A 16039-nucleotide genomic window follows, 5' to 3' on the forward strand; every position below is an offset into this window, starting at 1 on the left:
CAGCCCCGCGCTCCGGGGCAAGCTTCGCAGTGCATTCATGCGGCACGTTTCACGACTGGCTTCGCATACTTGCCAAGAAACATCACGAGCGCGGCCTCATCGCTCTTCAAGCCGCGCCGGCGTGAAATGCCCATCGCCGCAGCCAGTTCACCGGCTTCGAATGCCGCGATGATGGCCGGATGCACGTAACACTTGCGGCACACAGCCGGCGTATTGCGCAACAGTTGCGAGACCGCCTTGATGGTGCTGACCAGTTGCGAACGCGCCTCGGTCACCGTCGCCCACTCCAGCTTCCTTAAAGCCGCGAGCGCGAACACGCTGCCTGCCCACGTTCGATAGTCCTTTGCTGTGAATTCCGCGCCGGTCGCCTCGCGCAGATAATCGTTGACGTCCGCCGAGTCGACGACGTGCCGTGTGCCGTCCGCATCGAGATACTGAAACAGCTCCTGGCCCGGCAAATCCATACAGCGCTTCATGATGCGCGCCACGCGCGGGTCGCTCACGGCGACGTCGTGTTCGATGCCGCTCTTGCCGCGAAACCGGAAGCGCAGCCCCTTCGGCGACACGGTCAGATGCCGCTTGCGCAGCGTCGTCAATCCGTATGAGCGATTGTCTCGCGCGTACTCTTCGCTGCCGATCCGGATCAGCGTCGTATCGAGCAGACGCACCACGGTCGCCAGCACCTTGTTGCGCGGCATGCCGTCGAGCGCGAGATCGCGTTCGACGCAGGCGCGCAGCTTCGGCAGCGCCGCGCCAAACGCGAGCAAACGCTCGTATTTATCGGCATCGCGGGTCGCGCGCCACTCGGGATGATAGCGATACTGCTTGCGCCCGCGTGCGTCGCGACCGGTCGCCTGAAGATGGCCGCGCGCATCCGGGCAGATCCAGACATCGGTATAGGCGGGCGGAATGGCCAGCGCACGAATGCGGCGGATTTCGCGCTCGCCGTCGATGCGCTTGCCGCGTGTATCGAAGTACACGAAACCGCTGCGACTGCGCTTGCGCGTGTAGCCCCGGCGCGAGTCGTCGACATAACGCAGCCCGCAGGGAAGCTCGTCCGCCACGGCCTTGCGAACGACAGCGAGTCGTTCGGGGACGTCGGTCAATACTTGATGTCTGGTCACCCTCGCCTCCCGCGCGTGTTGTTCGTGTTCGACAACGCGCCAGCAATTCACGTGCCGCCGCGCGGCGTGGGCGTTGCCGTCGACGTCAACCGCATCGGCGAATCTCACGGGCATCGTGCTTGCGCTCTGAAGCATGTACCTACCTGCAACGGGGCGTCGTGCCCCTCGCCACCCAGGAGTTTTCATGCAGCCAGCCGTCCGTCGCCGCTCGCGCCAGAACTCGACCCTCGCCGCGCTCGTCTGCGCAGCCCTGCTGATCACCACCTTCGTGCTCGCCGAAATGAAACCGTGGTCCCGTAAGCCCGCCGAAGCCGGCCTGTGCGCCGACAATCCGCCGCAATGGCGCGAGAAAGCGCTCAGAGGCAAGATCGCCGGCGCGACTGCGCCCGCGTTCGCCAGCAAGCAGTTCGCGATTCAGCCGGGCGCTCACTGGGACGACGAAGCACGTCACTGGGTCGTCCCTTTTCGAACGCCGGATCAAAACGCGGCTACGCCGAATTTCACTGCGCTGATCGATTGCACGGGCGCCGTCGCCGTGCAAGGTGGAAACGGCGCTTGATCGGCGGCGCACGGCCTGCCGTGTGGATCTCGCGCGCGACTGCGGTCTCGATGCGCGTGCGCCTGCGCGCGTCCTTGATTTCCGGTCAAGAGTGTTTTGACCGGCGGTCTATTTACGCGGAACGACGGGTCGTGCAGAGTCTGTCGACCGATAGACTCCCCAAGCCCACACCCACGCACCGTGAAAGCACCGAACCCGCCAGAAGACGCCTTACGTCCACGCGCGACGGCGGACGACTCCTGGGTCGCGCGCGCATTGCATCTTCTCGGCGCCGATCTGTGCGGCGGGATGGCGATCGCCGATGTCGCCGCATGCATGCACATGTCGAAGGCGCATTTCTTCGGCGCCTTCAGGGATAAAGTGGGAGAGACGCCGCATCGATGGCGGCTGAAACAACGCATTGCCGCAGCGCAACGCGATCTGATCACGCTGCCGCTGAAAACGTCGGATATCGCGCAGAAATATGGTTTCAGCGATCAGGCGCACTTCAGTCGCGTATTCAAGCAGTTCGTGGGCGAATCACCCTGTTCCTGGCGGGCGCGCATGAAGGAAATCCGCGCAATTCTCGCCTGCGAGCAATTGCGTTCGTGCTAGAGCCCATGCCGCGATGTCCGCGCGACGTCGCGCGCGGAGTTGACGCGGCAATTCGTGAAGCCCTCAACGCTAGCTGTTCCAGCCAAGATCCCGCGAAATCGCGTTCGCCGTTTCCAGCAGCGGCTCCAGCATCAATTGCTGCATCGAACCAAGGTCATGAATGGCCTTGAGCTCAATGACCGACAGCGCGGCCACGACCTGTCCGGTTACATCGCGAATGGGCGCGCCAATACTCGTCACGTAGTCTTCGCGCTCGCCGTCGTCGGTCGCCCAGCCGCGCTCGCGCACGGTGCGCAGTTCACGCTCCAGCGCCTCATAGGAAAGCAGGCTCGTCGGCGTGTGTTTCTCGAACACGTAATGTTCGAAAAGCGCCTGTCTCGCGTCTTCGGGTAGCGACGCAAGAATACATTTCGCGACACTCGCCGTATGCAGGCAGGCCGCCTGACCGATGCGCGACGTGAGACGAATGGACCGCTTGGGCTCGATCTTGTCGATATAGACGATCGCATCGTGCTGCAGCTCGGCAAGATGCACGGTCTGATCGCGCAACTCGCTCAACGCCACGAGATGCGGATGCGCCAGCTGCGCGAGATTGAACTGGTCCTGCGCGCGATGCGCCAGCGAGACGATGCCCGGCCCGACACCATAACGGCCATCCGCGAGCTTGCGCAGCAGCCGCTGCCCCTGCAACACCTCCATGATGCGCAACGCCGTCGAACGATGGACGTCGAGTCGCCGCGCGACCTCAGCCGGCGTTTGCGGTCCTTCGCCCAGCAAGACCAGCACTTCGATCGCGCGCTCGATGCTTTGTGACACGTCGTATCTCCTCTCTCTTTCTCGAACAGACGCCCGGCGGTCGCGGAGCAATCCGCTCGACGCGGCTACGCCTACGCGTTTTCCCTTGGTTGCCCCAAAGGCTTGCGAAGGGTACTGTCGACCTTGTGTTGCGAAATATACATCTATGTTGCGTATAGCGCAACACATTTAACCGCAATCTCACCCTTGAAGGAGAACATCAACGTGTACAAGGTGTACGTCACCGATCACGACTACCCCGACCTCGCGATCGAGGAGTCCGTGCTGGCGCCCATCGGCGCGCAGGTCATCGGCTTGCAGAACCGCACGGGCGCGCATCTCGCACAAGCCGCGCGCGACGCCGACGCGCTGATGCAGCAATACGCGAAGATTTCGGCCGATACGATCGGCTCGCTCAAGCAGTGCAAGGTCATCGCGCGCTACGGCATCGGCCTGGACATTCTCGATGTCAAGGCGGCCCACGCTGCGGGCATCGTCGTGACCAACGTGCCGGATTATTGCCTCGAAGAAGTGGCCGACCATTCCATCAGCATGGCGCTCACGCTATTGCGCTCGATTCCCACCTACGCCGACGCGACGCGGCGCGGCACCTGGCACTGGTCGGCGTGGAACCGGCCTATCCGGCGCTTGCGCGGCAGCGTGTTCGGCTTTGTCGGCTTCGGGCGCATCGCGCAGAACATGGCGCACAAGCTCAAACCATTCGGCCTGGAACTGCTCGCGTACGACCCGTATGTTTCGGCGGGCGTGATGCACTCGCACGGCGTGCGTAAAGTCGAGTTCGACGAACTGCTTCGTCACGCCGATCTCGTCGACGTGATGTGCCCATACACGCCCGAGACACATCATCTGATCGACGAAGCGGCCATCGAGCGCATGAAACCCGGCGCGCTGCTGGTCAACTGCGCGCGCGGCAAGATCGTCGACAACGCGGCGCTGCATCGCGCGCTCACCAGCCGCCGGCTCGCCGCCGCGGCGCTCGACGACACAGAAGAAGAACCCGCCAAACAGACCGACTGGTCGCCGAACGACAATCCGCTGTTCTCGCTCGACAACTGCATCATCACGCCGCACGTCGCCTACGTTTCCGAAGATGCGCTGCACGAGGCTCGCCGCGTCGCCGCCGAAAACGTGCGTGCCGTGCTGCTCGGACAGGTGCCGCCTAACGCGGTGCATTATCGCAACTGATCTTTTAGTACTACTTCAGGAATTCAAATGAGCATCATCATCAACCCGCGCCCCGAGCTGAATACCGACCTGATCGCGCGATTCGTCGCGATGGCGGACGTCATGTCGCTGTCCTGCGTGGTCTCCGATGCGCTCGAGCGCAACGGCACCATGCGCCACGATATCAAGCCGCGTGCGGCCGCACACAAGATCATCGGCCCCGCATTGACGGTCCAGCTCACGGCCGGCGACATCGTCGACTGCCTCGAAATCTTCACGGTCGCGCGGCCCGGCGACGTCGTCGTGATCGACGCATTCGGCGAGACCGAAACGTCGATCTGGGGCGGCCTCATGACGGGTCTCGCGAAAAACGCGGGCATCGTCGGCGCGGTGATCGACGGCAGTTGCCGGGACACCGACGAGGCGCGCTTCCTCGACTTCGCGATTTCCTCGAAAGCCGTCGGCCCGCGCCAGGCGCACACGGCGCTCTCGGGTCGTCGCGAGCCGCTCAAGGTCAACGTGCCGGTTTCGTGCGGCGGCGTGATCGTCCATCCCGGCGATCTCGTGGTCGCCGACGAAATCGGCGTGGCCGTCGTGCCGGTCGCGCAGATGGCCGAGGTTCACGAACGCGCCGCGACCATCGCGCGCAATGAAGCGCAAATGCGAGAACTCATTCTCGAGGGCAAGACATTCCAGGACCTGCTCGCGAAGTTCGGCCGCATCTAGTCCGCGCGCCAGCAGGCCGGGAGACAAGAAGGAGACACCGTATGCATACTCATTTCAAAGACGCGCCCATGCGCGCGCTGCCCAAACCGCGAGGCCGACGCCGCTGGTACGTCCTCGCCCTGCTTTGCCTGCTCGCGCTGGTGAACAACATCGATCGACTCGCCCTGTCGATCGCCGCCCCGGCCATGCAAGCCGACCTCGGCATCACCGCGACCGAAATCGGCCTGCTCGGCAGTGCGTTTTCGCTCTTCTATGCGTTCGGCCAATTGCCCGCTGGGTGGTTCGTCGATCGCTTCGGACCGCGCTGGCTGCTCGGCATTTCAGTCATGGTCTGGAGCGCGGCGACGGCCGCGATGGGGATTTCGAATTCGCTTGGCGCGTTCGTCTGCGCCCGTGCCGCGCTCGGCATCGCCGAGGCGCCGTCCTTGCCGTCCACCAACAAGATCGTGACGCAATGGTTTCCGCGCCGCGAACAAGGCATCGCCAACGCAAGCTGGGACGCGGCGCTGAAGGTCGGCCCCGCCTTCCTGACGTTTGCGCTCGTGTGGGTCGTGGCGGAACTCGGCTGGCGCACGATGTTTTACTTTGCAGGCGCAGCCGGCATTGTCGTCGCCATCGTATTTCTGGCGAGTTTCCGCGACGTGAATCGTTGCCGCCAGCTCGGCAGCGAAGAGCGTCAATGGATCGATCAGGATCACGAATTATTATCCGGAACGGAATCGCGCGCACCGTGGCTCACGCTGTTCAAGCGACGCAGCATGTGGGGCATGATGGCGGGCTTCTTCTGCAACATGTGGGTCTACCAGACCTTCCTCGTCTTCATTCCGCTCTTCATCATCAAGCAGTTCGGCGTGAAATTCGCGTCGCTCGGCCTCGTCGCCAGCGTGCCGTGGATCGGCGCCATCATCGGCGATCTCGCCAGCGGCGTGCTTTCCGGCAAGCTCGCCACGCGTCCGGGCTGGAGCACGCTGCGCGCCAAGAAGGTCACGCTCGTGGGCGCGCTGCTGCTTCAGGCCGTCGTGCTGGCGCTGCTGCCGCTCAACAGCCTCTTCGGCGCGACGCAAGGCCTGACGTTCGCCGTTCTGCTGATGGCGTTCGCTCTCGGCTTCAACGGCGCGGTCGTGGCGCATGCCTGGTCGCTGCCGGCCGAAGTCACTGCGGCGTCGACGGTCGCTTCGGTCGGTGCGGTGCAAAACTTCGGCGGTTTTCTCGGCGCGACGGTTTCGCCGCTCGTCGCGGGCGTGATCGTCGATGCCACGGGGTCGTTCGCGTCGGTGTTCGTCATATCGGCGTTCGTTTCGGTGCTGGGCGCTGGCATCTATCACTGGTTCGTGCGCCAGCCCATCATCGCCGCGTCCGAAGACGCCCTGAACGCCTCCATTCAGATCTCCGCTACCTGAACAGCCTGTGGCTTCGCTCCAACCACTCTCCAACAATCAAGGACGTCGACGATGAAATTACGCAACCTCACCCTGCTCGCGACCGCGGCCCTCTTTGCCCTCCAGGCCGGCGCGACCCAAGCCGCGGACAACACCTCCATTGCCGGTATCGTCTTTCAGCAGGACATGTTCATGCGCAGCGTCGCACGCGGCATGAGCGAAGAAGCCAAGGCGGAAAACGTCACCCTGCTCGACGGCAACTCCGACAACAAGGCCGAAAAAGAAGCCAGCCTGATCGACACCTACGTGGCGCGTGGCGTGAAGGCCATCGTCATTGCGCCGCTCAGCGATCAGGCGTCGATTCCCGCGCTCAAGCGCGCGCACGACAAGGGCGTCCAGATCGTCACGTGGACCACCGACATCAAGGCCGACTTTCCGGCCGCGCGCGTGGGGTCGTCCGGCGCCATCATGGGCGGCGGAACCGGCAAGGCCGCCGCACGCTTCATCAAGGAGAAACTCGGCGGCTCGGCCACAGTCGGCCTGATCGGCTTCAAGGCGCAGTTGCCCGAGTTGAGCAACGCGCGCACGCAGGGCTTCCTTACCGAAGCACGCAAGGGCGGCAAGCTCAACGTGGTCGCGGAACAGGATGCATGGCTCGCGGAAAAAGCCGTGAGCGTGGTCAGCGACATGCTCACGGCCAACCCCAACATCAACGTGATCTACGCGGCCAACGAAGGCGGCACCGTGGGCGCGGTCCAGGCCGTGCGGCGCATGAACAAGCAGGGCAAGGTCTTCGTCTTCGGCACCGACGGTTCCGAGCAGTTGACGAATTTCCTCCAGGACAACGACGACGTGCTGGTGGCCACCACCGCCGCGCAGCCCAAGCTCATCGGCCGCGAAGCGGTGAAGGCGGCGCTCAGGGCCGTCAAGGGTCAGCCGGTGGACAAGGTCATCGAAGTGCCCGCCGTGCCGCTGAGCCGCGACGACCCCAAGACGCTCGCCACTTACGCCGCGAGCCTCAAAAATGTCAATTGAGATGGCCAGCGAAAGCGCCCGTCTTGCCACGACCGCGCGTATCGAAGTGCGCGGTCTGTCGCGAAGCTTTGGCGCCAGCATCGCGCTCAAACCTTTCACGCATACGTTCGAGCCCGGGCAGATTCACGCGTTGATGGGCAAGAACGGCTCGGGCAAGTCCACGCTGTTGAAGATTCTCGCGGGCTCGATTCGCGCGGATGCCGGCAAGCTCATCATCAACGACGAGGAATGCGATTTCCATCACCCGTCCGATGCATTCGACGCAGGCATCCGCATGGTGCACCAGGAGTTGTCGCTGGTGCCCACGCTTTCGGTTGCGGAGAACATTTTCCTCGGACGCTTGCCGCTCGCGCGCAAAGGACTGGTGCGCGGCATCGACTGGAAGCAGTTGCGCGAGGACGCTGCCCGCATGCTCGAAAGCACCGGGCTGGAGATTTCGCCGGACGCGCTGGTGTCGACACTGCCGGTCGGTCAGCAGCAGATGATCGAGATCGTCAAGGCTTACGCGACTTCGCCCGCCGTGCTGCTGCTCGACGAGCCGACCTCGGCGCTCAGTCATCGCGAAGTCGAGCGACTCTTCATGCTGGTGCGACGCCTGCGCTCGCACGGCGTGACGATGCTGTACATCACGCACCGCATGAACGAGATCTTCGATATCGCCGATACCTGCACGGTGCTGCGCGACGGCGATCACATCAGTTCGCTGCCGATCGCGCAGACGAGCCCGAAGGACGTCGTGCGCGCGATGTTCGGCGAGCATCACTTGCCGGCGCGCGTGCAGCCGCGCCAGCTCAGTGCGAACGAGCCCGCGCTCTCGGTCCGGAACCTGCATCGCAAGGGCGCATTCGAAAACATCCACTTCGATTTGAGGCGCGGCGAAGTACTGGGCATCGCGGGCATGCTCGGCGCCGGGCGCACCGAATTGCTGCGTTCGATCTTCGGCGCCGACCCGCTCGACGGCGGCACGATCGAACTGCACGGCGAAACCGTCGACTCGCCCTCGCCCTCCGCGATGAAAAAGCGCGGCCTTGGCTACACGCCGGAGAACCGCAAGGAACATGCGCTCGTGCAGGCGCAGTCGATCCACGCGAATCTGTGCATGGCCGGGCTCGCACGCCTGTCGCGCTTCGGCTTCGTCAACAGCCGGATGGAAGCGGAACCGGTGCGCCGGCAAATCGCTGAAATGGCCATCAAGGCGCAGGACGCGCAATTGCCGGTGTCGTCGATGTCGGGCGGCAATCAGCAGAAGGTAGTGCTGGGCAACTGGTTCAACACGAACCCGCGCGTGATGTTCTTCGACGAGCCCAGCCGTGGCATCGACATCCAGGCGAAGGAGCAGATCTTCAACATCATTCGCGAAAAGGCCTTGCACGGCATGAGCGCGATCGTCGTGTCGAGCGAACCCGAGGAATTGCTCGAGGTGTGCGATCGCATTCTGGTCATGCACCACGGGCGCTTCGTGGCCGAGGTGGACCCGCAAACGATCGCACTCGACGATCTCTACCAAATCATGATGGAGGGCGTGCAATGAACGCCAAAGACAGCACCTTGACCGCCACAACGTCACCCGCACGCACACGGCAGCCTGCAAACGGTCTGCTGTATCGCTACATGCTCGAGGTCGTGCTGATTCTCGTGGCCGTGATGCTCACGATCTACGCGCCGGGTTTTTCCACGCTGTCCAATCTGCTCAATGTGATGCGGACGATCTCCATGCTCGGCATCGTCGCCTGTGGCATGACCGCAGTGATCATCTGCGCCGAAATCGATCTCTCGGTCGGCTCCGGCATGGCGCTGGCAGGCTGCATTCTGGCGTGGGTGGTCGGCGCCTGCACGCCGTTCGTCGGGAGCATCGCGGCCGTGATCCTGGGCGCATGTGCCGCAATTATCTGCGGCATGGCGTGCGGCGCGTTCAGTGGCGCGATGAAAGCGGTATTCAACGTGCCGACTTTCATCACAACGCTCGGCTTGTTCACCGCGCTGCGCGGCGCCGCGAACCTGATTACCGGCGGCTATCCTCTGGCGACGTTTCCGGGCTGGTTCGATTTTGTCGGCAACGGCGCCTTGTTTGGCCTGCCGTTTCCGGCCTTCGTCTTCGTGGCCGTGGTGCTGATCATGCACTTCGTGATGAACTACACCACGTTCGGCCGGGCCGTCTATGCAGTCGGCGGCAATCCCTAGGCCGCGCGCCTCTCGGGCATCAAGGTCTCGTGGATCAAAACCGCCACGCTGGTGCTGACCGGCGGTCTCGCCGCAGTAAGCGGCATTCTGATTGCCTCGCAGATCGGCTCCGGCACCGGCACGACGGCCACGGGCATGGAACTCGACGTGATCGCGGCGACCATCATCGGCGGAACCAGTCTGTTCGGCGGCAAGGGCCGCATCTGGGGCACTTTTGTCGGCGTACTGTTTCTTGGCGTGATCGGCAACGGTATGACACTGCTGAATGTTTCGGAGTACTGGCAGTATGTCGTGCGCGGCGGTCTGATTGTCGCCGCGGTCATGCTCAGTCAAGTGACCGACAAGCGTCGCTGATCGATTCCCTCAACGTGTTGCGTGAAGCGGCATCAATACCGATGCCGCTTCACGCCGAGCGGCGCCGAGCGGCGCCTCCCTCACGCGAAACACCGCTTCGAACAACACGTTCGCGTGATCGGCGGCCTCTTGCACCGTCATGCCACGCAAAATGGCAATCAACGGGCAGGCTTTCAACGCCGTCTTCAGTTGTGAGCAGATTTCCGCTCTGCGCACTTTGTCGGATTCGAAATTCATTATCACGTTGTTTCATTCGGGGATTGAGTGCGCAATCGTCGGCAGCAGTCCCGCCTCGCGGGCGATATGGAAAAGCCCGCATTCGGTGGTGCCGTGCAGAATGCCCGCATCGGGCGCGCCGATTCGATGGAGCGCCGTCCGATAGCGTTCGCACAGGTTTTCTGCGCCGATCAAACCGAGTTTCCAGTCGTCCAGTGTCGATCCCTGGCTTGCCAGATGACTCGACAGCCCCGCGAGTTCATGTCCGATCAGCAAACCCGATAAATAATCGGATTGCTGTTCGGGTCGCAGTTCGCCGGTGAGTCCGAGCGTGCGGGTACTGAAGATGGTCGACAGCATGCCGGTTGCGCCCGCATGCACGGCCATGTCGATACCACGCAGGAAGGCGTCGTCGTCGCGGCCTCCGCTCGGATGCATCGTGCGGCCGAGGATGGTGTAGTCGCGCAACACGGCGAATACTTCGCCGGTCATGAAGGTGAGGAAGCGTTCGAGATAGCCGTCGACCACGAACGCCCATTTCGCGTGCGTGCCAGGCAAGCCGATCAGCGTCTTGCCGCCAGCGCCCAGCGCCGGATGTGCGGTCAGCGCGCCGAAGATTTGCGTTTCCTCTCCGCGCATCACGTTAGGGAACGCGCCGCGTTCGATGATGCCCGGCACGATATGGACCAGCGTGCCGCGTGACGACACAACCGTCTTTAACGCGCCGATTAGCGGCGCGCTGTTCGCGGGCGCCGCAATATAAGGCGCCTCCGCCCAGCCTTGCGCGCTGCCGACCATGCCGGCCGCGATCACCGGCACGGCGCTCGCATTCAGCCAGTCGCCGCATATCGATTCGAATACGTCGTCGAAGCCGCCCGACTCGCGCGGCTTCGGCAAATGCATGATGCCGCAGGCAGAGTGCCAGGAATCGAGCACGCGACCCGACACGTCGAACAGATAGGCGCGTAGCGACGACGTGCCCCAATCGAGCCCGATCAGCGCGGGCGTTTCGGTGGATTGAATGTCCATGCCTGTTTCCTGCTACATAAATCCTGGCCCGGACACTTCGGATCGCCGCGCGGATTGCAAGCGCCGAAGTGCATGGGGCGCATTGACAATGCACGGTGCGCGCGCTTGCTGCGGCGCGCCTCACCGTGCATCGACGCTATGCCGCGAGATAGCCGCCGTCGACGGCCACGATCGCCGCCGTCATGAACGACGCGGCGGGCGTACAGAGAAACAGTGCGACCTGAGCCACTTCGTCGGGCGAACCCCAGCGAGCAAGCGGCGTTCTGCCGAGAATGGCCTGCGAGCGGCTATCGTCGTTTTGCAGCGCCTGGGTCAGCGGCGTGGCGATCCAGCCGGGCGCGACGGCATTGACGCGAATGCCGTCCGCTGCATAAGCAATCGCCAGCGACTTGGTCAATTGCGCGACCGCGCCCTTGCTCGCGCTATAGGCGGGCACGAGACCGCCGCCGAAAAAGCTCAGCATCGACGCCGTATTGACAATGCAGCCCGACGATTGCTTGAGCAACGCGCGCGCGGCCGCGCACACCCGCATGGTGCCGTTCAGGTTGATGTCGAGAACCTTTTCGAATACCTCGACCTGGTGTTCGTCGCCGCGCCGGATCACGCCGGCACAATTCACCACGATATCCAGACGCTCGAAGGGGCCGAGCACCGCATTCACCTCGTCGGTCGAACACACATCCAGCGTGACCTGTTCGACCGTCCTGGCGAGCGTGTCGGCCGTATCGGCGGGCGGCGGCAATCCCGCCGCGAAAACCTTTGCGCCGAGTTGCGCAAGGCCGTTGGCGATCGCCGCGCCGATACCGGTTCGTCCACCTGTCACCAGCGCGACTTTTCCTTCGAGCAGTCCTTCTTTGAACGTCATATGAGTTCCGAAATCAAGGGTTTCTGGTTTTCAATCGACATTATTTTCACTACTACGCGTTTTGAATAAAATCGTGTAGAGACGTTCTAAATAAGCCGATCAGCGAATGAATTGATCGACGTAGTCCTCACCCAGACCGACCGACGCATAGTGCTTTCTGCACATATCGATCTTCGTAAAGACGTCTTCGTAGCCGGTGTAATTGCCGTAAGGATCGCAATAGAACATCACGCCATTCACCTGAAAATAGGTAATCATTTCTTCAACGTCGTCCGGCACGTAGAGCGTATGGGTCTCGCCCGGCGGCTCGTAGACGTAGCTGCCTTCGGTGGCGGTCCACTCGTGCTCCAGATACTTCCAGCGCCCCTTCAACACCATGCCGTGCACGCCCTGCGGATGGCGATGGCGGCTCAGCACGCCCGACTTGCGCACGCGCAGCAGGTTCATCCAGTAACCCTGCGAGGCGTTCAGGCAGAGCGGACGAAACGAGACGTTCTCCGCCTGCGGCACCCATACGCGCTCGTCGTCGGGGATGGCGAAGGGCACGACGACCTCTTTCTGGGCCTCCTTGGGAAATGGCAACTGGTACGGCATCATGGGGGAATACTTCTCGATGATTTCCGGCATGGTAGTGCTCCGTTGTGGCTTTTTCGGGGACAATCAAGCGCCGACATTCGATAAGCCGACGCCGCTTTACAGCGTCGCGCCTTTGTCGGCATGGCAGGTATCGCGTTCAGACTTCGAGGGGGTGAATTTGCGCGGGAGTGTGTCGATCAGCGCCCCGGCAACGGCGCCCGCCTGTCCAGCGTGATGGCTGCGATGACGCACGGCATCGCGATTGGCGCGCAGCTCGTCGATCGACCGCATGCCCATCAGGGCAAGCGTCAATTCGGTTTCCGTGCGCAGCAATTCGATCGCCTGGCTCACGCCCTTGCGCCCGGCCGCGCCGAGTCCGTAGGCATAGGCGCGTCCGAGCAGCACGGCGTCCGCGCCCAGGCCGATTGCCTTGACGATATGACTGCCGCGCCGAATGCCGCTGTCGAGCAACACCTCCGCGCGCCCGGCGACAAACCGTGCAATGTCCGGCAGCACGGAAATCGACGAGCGCGCGCCATCGAGTTGACGTCCACCGTGATTGGACACGCAGACGCCATCCGCGCCGCCATCGAGCGCGCGGCTCGCATCCTCGACGGACAGCACGCCCTTCACCACCAGCTTGCCTGGCCATTGCTCGCGCAGCCACGCGAGATCGGCCCAGTTCATGCCAGGGTCCACGTTGCCGGACAGGTAAGCGGCCTGCGCCATCAGGCTGCGCGGCACCCCGGCCTTGCCCTTCACGTTGCCGAGCGTCAGCCTGCCGTTCAGCCCCATGCGCAGACACCACGCGGGCCGCGACAGCAGATCGAGCACGGTGCCGAGTTTCAGCGACGAAGCGGTGCGAAATCCGTTGCGCGTATCGCGTTCCCGCACGGAAGACACGTTGGTGTCGGCGGTCAGGAACAGCGTGGTCACGCCAACCTGCCAGGCGCGCTGGACAATTTCGGTTGCCAGCTCGCGATCCTTGAAGACATACAACTGCATCGCGAGACCGCGCGGCATCACCGCGCCGACCTCCTCGATAGAGTTGATCGAAAAAGTCGACAAACACATCGGGATATCGGCTTGTGTCGCCGCCCTCGCCGCCTGCACCTCGCCGTTCGGCCAGAACGATCCGGCGAATCCCACAGGGGCGAGCATCGCGGGCATCGAGTAGCGCGCGCCGAGGATGTCGCTCGACAGATCGCGTTTCGAAAGATCGACGAGCACACGCTGCTCGAGCGTCCACTCATCGAAGTCTTCGGTGTTGCTCGCCAGCGTGCGTTCTGAAAACGCACCGCCGTCGATATAGTCGAAGAACATGCGTGGCAACTTGCGCCGTGCCTGCCGACGCAGATCCTCAATATTGGAGATGGTCATGGGCACGCGATTCCGTCATGTCCGCTCGACGTGCAGATACGCGTCGTCTTCCGGCTGATAGCCGAGATAGCGGATGGCATCGCTCAAATCCCAATCCATGCCCGCGTTATTCGACACGCCATTCACGATGATGGCCGGTGCCGGCCATTCGTCGCTGGGCGCGAGCACCGAGCGAATGAACAACTGGTCGAGATCGCGATTGGACAGCCACATGTTGCGGAACCACCGCAGGGTGCGGCGCGCCGCTTCGTCCAGCTCGGTCGTATCCGAGGTCGAAGCGGGCGAGCCGGAATGCGTGATGTCGCGCGCATTGTTATCGCCGGTCAGCGCCCAGCCGACCCGTATCGACACCGTACTCAAACGTCCTTCGGACAACTCAGCAATGGAGGCGCAAAGTTTTTCGCCCATGACTTTTGCGGTGCCGTACGCGAGCGAATGCAATTCGCGCTTGCCGTCGTGCCAGCGCGTGCCGGGCGCCGTGGCGATCCCGGTCGTCAAGCGCCCCGGCCCCATCTGTTGCGCCAGCGGCTCGTCCTTGTACGCGCCCATCGTATGATTCGACGACGCGAACACGAAGCGGCCAACGCCGGCGCGCACGCATTCCATCAACAGATTTTGCGTCATGTCGTAGGACGCCATGGACTCGAGCCACGACGAATCCGGAACGGGATTCAAGGCGGCAAAGTGGATGACCGCGTCCACCTCGTTCATCGCCTCGGTCCATTCGCCGGCGCGTTGCGTGAGGTCGCCGCGCACCAGCCGCAGACGCTTGCGCGCGTGCTCCGAGAACTTCGAATAATCGCCGCTGCGGTCGATGCCGATGACCTGCTCGCACCAGTCGGCGCGCGTGAGCGCTTCGACCACTTTCTGTCCGAGGTTGCCGCCGGCACCCGTAACCATGATCTTGCGGGGCATAGTGTGATTCACGGTGTCATTCTCCCTGGATAAATTCGAGGCACACTGCGGTGGGAATCGGATAGGTGTAGCCGGTGTCGTTCAAGGCACCCGTCTGCGCATCGATCGCATACACGCGGATGAAACCGTCATCCTGTGCGGCAGCCAGTAGATACTTTCCGTCGGGTGAGATCGCCAGATCGCGGGGCGTGCGCCCGCCCAGACTCCAGTTGCCGACCGGCGTGAGCGTGCCCGCGGCCTCGTCGATGCGCGCGCAAAAGATCGAGTCATGTCCGCGATTGCCGACGTAGACGAATTTGCCCGAGGGATGCAGCCGCATGCCGCCCGCACCGCTTTCGCCGCCGAAGTCTTCGGGCAGGCTGGACACTTCGCAGACGAGTTCTGCGGCGTGGTCCGCGAGCCGGTACATTCGCACGGTCGACGCGAGTTCGTAGTTGGCGAGCAGATGCTTGCCGGACGCCGTGAACACGAGATGACGCGGACCGGCGCCGGGCGCGGCATCGAGAAACCGGTCCGGCGTCTTGATGACCTTGCTTGCGTCGAGCGCATGGCGCACGACGCCATCGACGCCGAGATCGGCCAGATACAGATGGCGACGGTCCGGACTGAACACCGCGCAATGAGCATGCGGCGCCTCCTGACGCGCGGCGTTCGGGCCGCTGCCTTCACGTTCGAGCACGACCGGCTCGCCCGCCGGCACGCCATTCGCATCGAGCCTGTAGGCGAGCACTTCGCCGCTCAGATAATTCGATGCGAGCAGCAAGGCCAGTTCTTCGTCCACGGCGACGTGACACGGCCACGCGCCCGGCGTCGACAGATCGCCGAGCAGTGTGAGCGAGCGACCGGCCGCATCGACTTCATACGTGCTCACGCCTGGGCCGTCCTCGGCGTTCACTTCGCGAACCGCATACAGGCGGCGGCCATCCTTCGATAGCGTGAGATACGACGGATTCGCCGCGCGCTCGACCGCGCGTTCGCTCAAGCGGCCAGTCGATGCGTCGAAATCCAGCAGATAAATGCCTGCGCCCTTGCCCTCCACATGCGGCATGGGCAAGGTATAAGTGCCCACCGCCAGCGTGCACGTACTGCCCGCGTCCTTGTTCACGTTTGTCTCCATGTTTTATTC

At 63.3% G+C, this 16039-nt stretch carries 16 protein-coding genes and 1 pseudogene; 8 read left to right on the forward strand and 9 right to left on the reverse strand.

Features of this window, described 5'->3' with window-relative positions; genetic code table 11:
* Positions 1-35 precede the first annotated feature (35 nt).
* Positions 36-1106: a DNA topoisomerase IB gene (locus G5S35_RS31575; RefSeq protein WP_244145692.1), complete on the reverse strand. Its 1071-nt coding sequence runs from the start codon at positions 1104-1106 to the stop codon at positions 36-38.
* Between the two features lie 202 nt (positions 1107-1308).
* Here G5S35_RS31575 and G5S35_RS31580 point away from each other — a divergent pair, with 202 nt between their 5' ends.
* Both G5S35_RS31580 and G5S35_RS31585 read left to right on the forward strand, forming a co-directional pair.
* Entirely contained in the window at positions 1309-1683 is a 375-nt protein-coding gene (locus tag G5S35_RS31580) for a hypothetical protein (protein WP_065059110.1), read from the forward strand.
* Positions 1684-1863: 180 nt separating this feature from the next.
* Positions 1864-2277, forward strand: a complete 414-nt coding sequence (locus G5S35_RS31585; protein ID WP_124261303.1) for a helix-turn-helix transcriptional regulator — start codon at positions 1864-1866, stop codon at positions 2275-2277.
* 69 nt (positions 2278-2346) lie between these two features.
* Here G5S35_RS31585 and G5S35_RS31590 read toward each other — a convergent pair whose 3' ends face one another.
* A complete protein-coding gene (locus G5S35_RS31590; protein ID WP_065059108.1) occupies positions 2347-3093 on the reverse strand; it encodes an IclR family transcriptional regulator in 747 nt (248 codons plus the stop codon).
* A gap of 204 nt (positions 3094-3297) precedes the next feature.
* Here G5S35_RS31590 and G5S35_RS31595 point away from each other — a divergent pair, with 204 nt between their 5' ends.
* From G5S35_RS31595 to G5S35_RS39745, 6 genes and pseudogenes are all read left to right on the forward strand, one after another.
* Positions 3298-4278 (forward strand): C-terminal binding protein, encoded by a 981-nt coding sequence (locus G5S35_RS31595; RefSeq protein WP_183040447.1) that lies wholly within the window; start codon positions 3298-3300, stop codon positions 4276-4278.
* Positions 4279-4305: 27 nt separating this feature from the next.
* Positions 4306-4983, forward strand: a complete 678-nt coding sequence (locus tag G5S35_RS31600; protein WP_065059106.1) for an RraA family protein — start codon at positions 4306-4308, stop codon at positions 4981-4983.
* 41 nt (positions 4984-5024) lie between these two features.
* Positions 5025-6383 carry an MFS transporter gene (locus tag G5S35_RS31605; RefSeq protein ID WP_202035050.1) on the forward strand — a complete coding sequence of 453 codons (1359 nt, stop codon included), beginning with the start codon at positions 5025-5027 and terminating at the stop codon, positions 6381-6383.
* Positions 6384-6434: 51 nt separating this feature from the next.
* Positions 6435-7397 (forward strand): substrate-binding domain-containing protein, encoded by a 963-nt coding sequence (locus tag G5S35_RS31610; RefSeq protein ID WP_074984977.1) that lies wholly within the window; start codon positions 6435-6437, stop codon positions 7395-7397.
* Positions 7387-8928: a sugar ABC transporter ATP-binding protein gene (locus G5S35_RS31615; protein WP_183040448.1), complete on the forward strand. Its 1542-nt coding sequence runs from the start codon at positions 7387-7389 to the stop codon at positions 8926-8928. Before G5S35_RS31610 ends, G5S35_RS31615 begins: the two co-directional genes overlap by 11 nt.
* Positions 8929-9134: 206 nt before the next feature.
* A pseudogene (locus G5S35_RS39745) lies at positions 9135-9932 on the forward strand (ABC transporter permease).
* Positions 9933-9941: 9 nt separating this feature from the next.
* Here G5S35_RS39745 and G5S35_RS31630 read toward each other — a convergent pair.
* From G5S35_RS31630 to G5S35_RS31660, 7 genes are all read right to left on the reverse strand, one after another.
* Entirely contained in the window at positions 9942-10169 is a 228-nt protein-coding gene (locus tag G5S35_RS31630) for a hypothetical protein (RefSeq protein ID WP_183040450.1), read from the reverse strand.
* A 12-nt stretch (positions 10170-10181) separates the two neighbouring features.
* Positions 10182-11177: a 2-dehydro-3-deoxygalactonokinase gene (locus G5S35_RS31635; protein WP_183040451.1), complete on the reverse strand. Its 996-nt coding sequence runs from the start codon at positions 11175-11177 to the stop codon at positions 10182-10184.
* A gap of 136 nt (positions 11178-11313) precedes the next feature.
* Positions 11314-12042, reverse strand: a complete 729-nt coding sequence (locus G5S35_RS31640) for an SDR family NAD(P)-dependent oxidoreductase (RefSeq protein WP_183040452.1) — start codon at positions 12040-12042, stop codon at positions 11314-11316.
* Positions 12043-12141: 99 nt separating this feature from the next.
* Entirely contained in the window at positions 12142-12669 is a 528-nt protein-coding gene (locus G5S35_RS31645) for a 2,4'-dihydroxyacetophenone dioxygenase family protein (RefSeq protein WP_065059099.1), read from the reverse strand.
* A 66-nt stretch (positions 12670-12735) separates the two neighbouring features.
* On the reverse strand, positions 12736-13998 hold the full coding sequence (locus G5S35_RS31650; protein WP_074984984.1) for an alpha-hydroxy acid oxidase: 1263 nt from the start codon (positions 13996-13998) through the stop codon (positions 12736-12738).
* A gap of 15 nt (positions 13999-14013) precedes the next feature.
* The gene (locus G5S35_RS31655) at positions 14014-14925 is read right to left on the reverse strand and encodes an NAD-dependent epimerase/dehydratase family protein (RefSeq protein ID WP_237181913.1); all 912 of its coding nucleotides are present in this window, start codon (positions 14923-14925) and stop codon (positions 14014-14016) included.
* A gap of 4 nt (positions 14926-14929) precedes the next feature.
* A complete protein-coding gene (locus G5S35_RS31660) occupies positions 14930-16030 on the reverse strand; it encodes a lactonase family protein (RefSeq protein WP_065059096.1) in 1101 nt (366 codons plus the stop codon).
* Between the last annotated feature and the right edge of the window lie 9 nt (positions 16031-16039).

Source organism: Paraburkholderia tropica, from assembly GCF_014171495.1.
GTDB classification, from domain to species: Bacteria; Pseudomonadota; Gammaproteobacteria; order Burkholderiales; family Burkholderiaceae; genus Paraburkholderia; species Paraburkholderia tropica.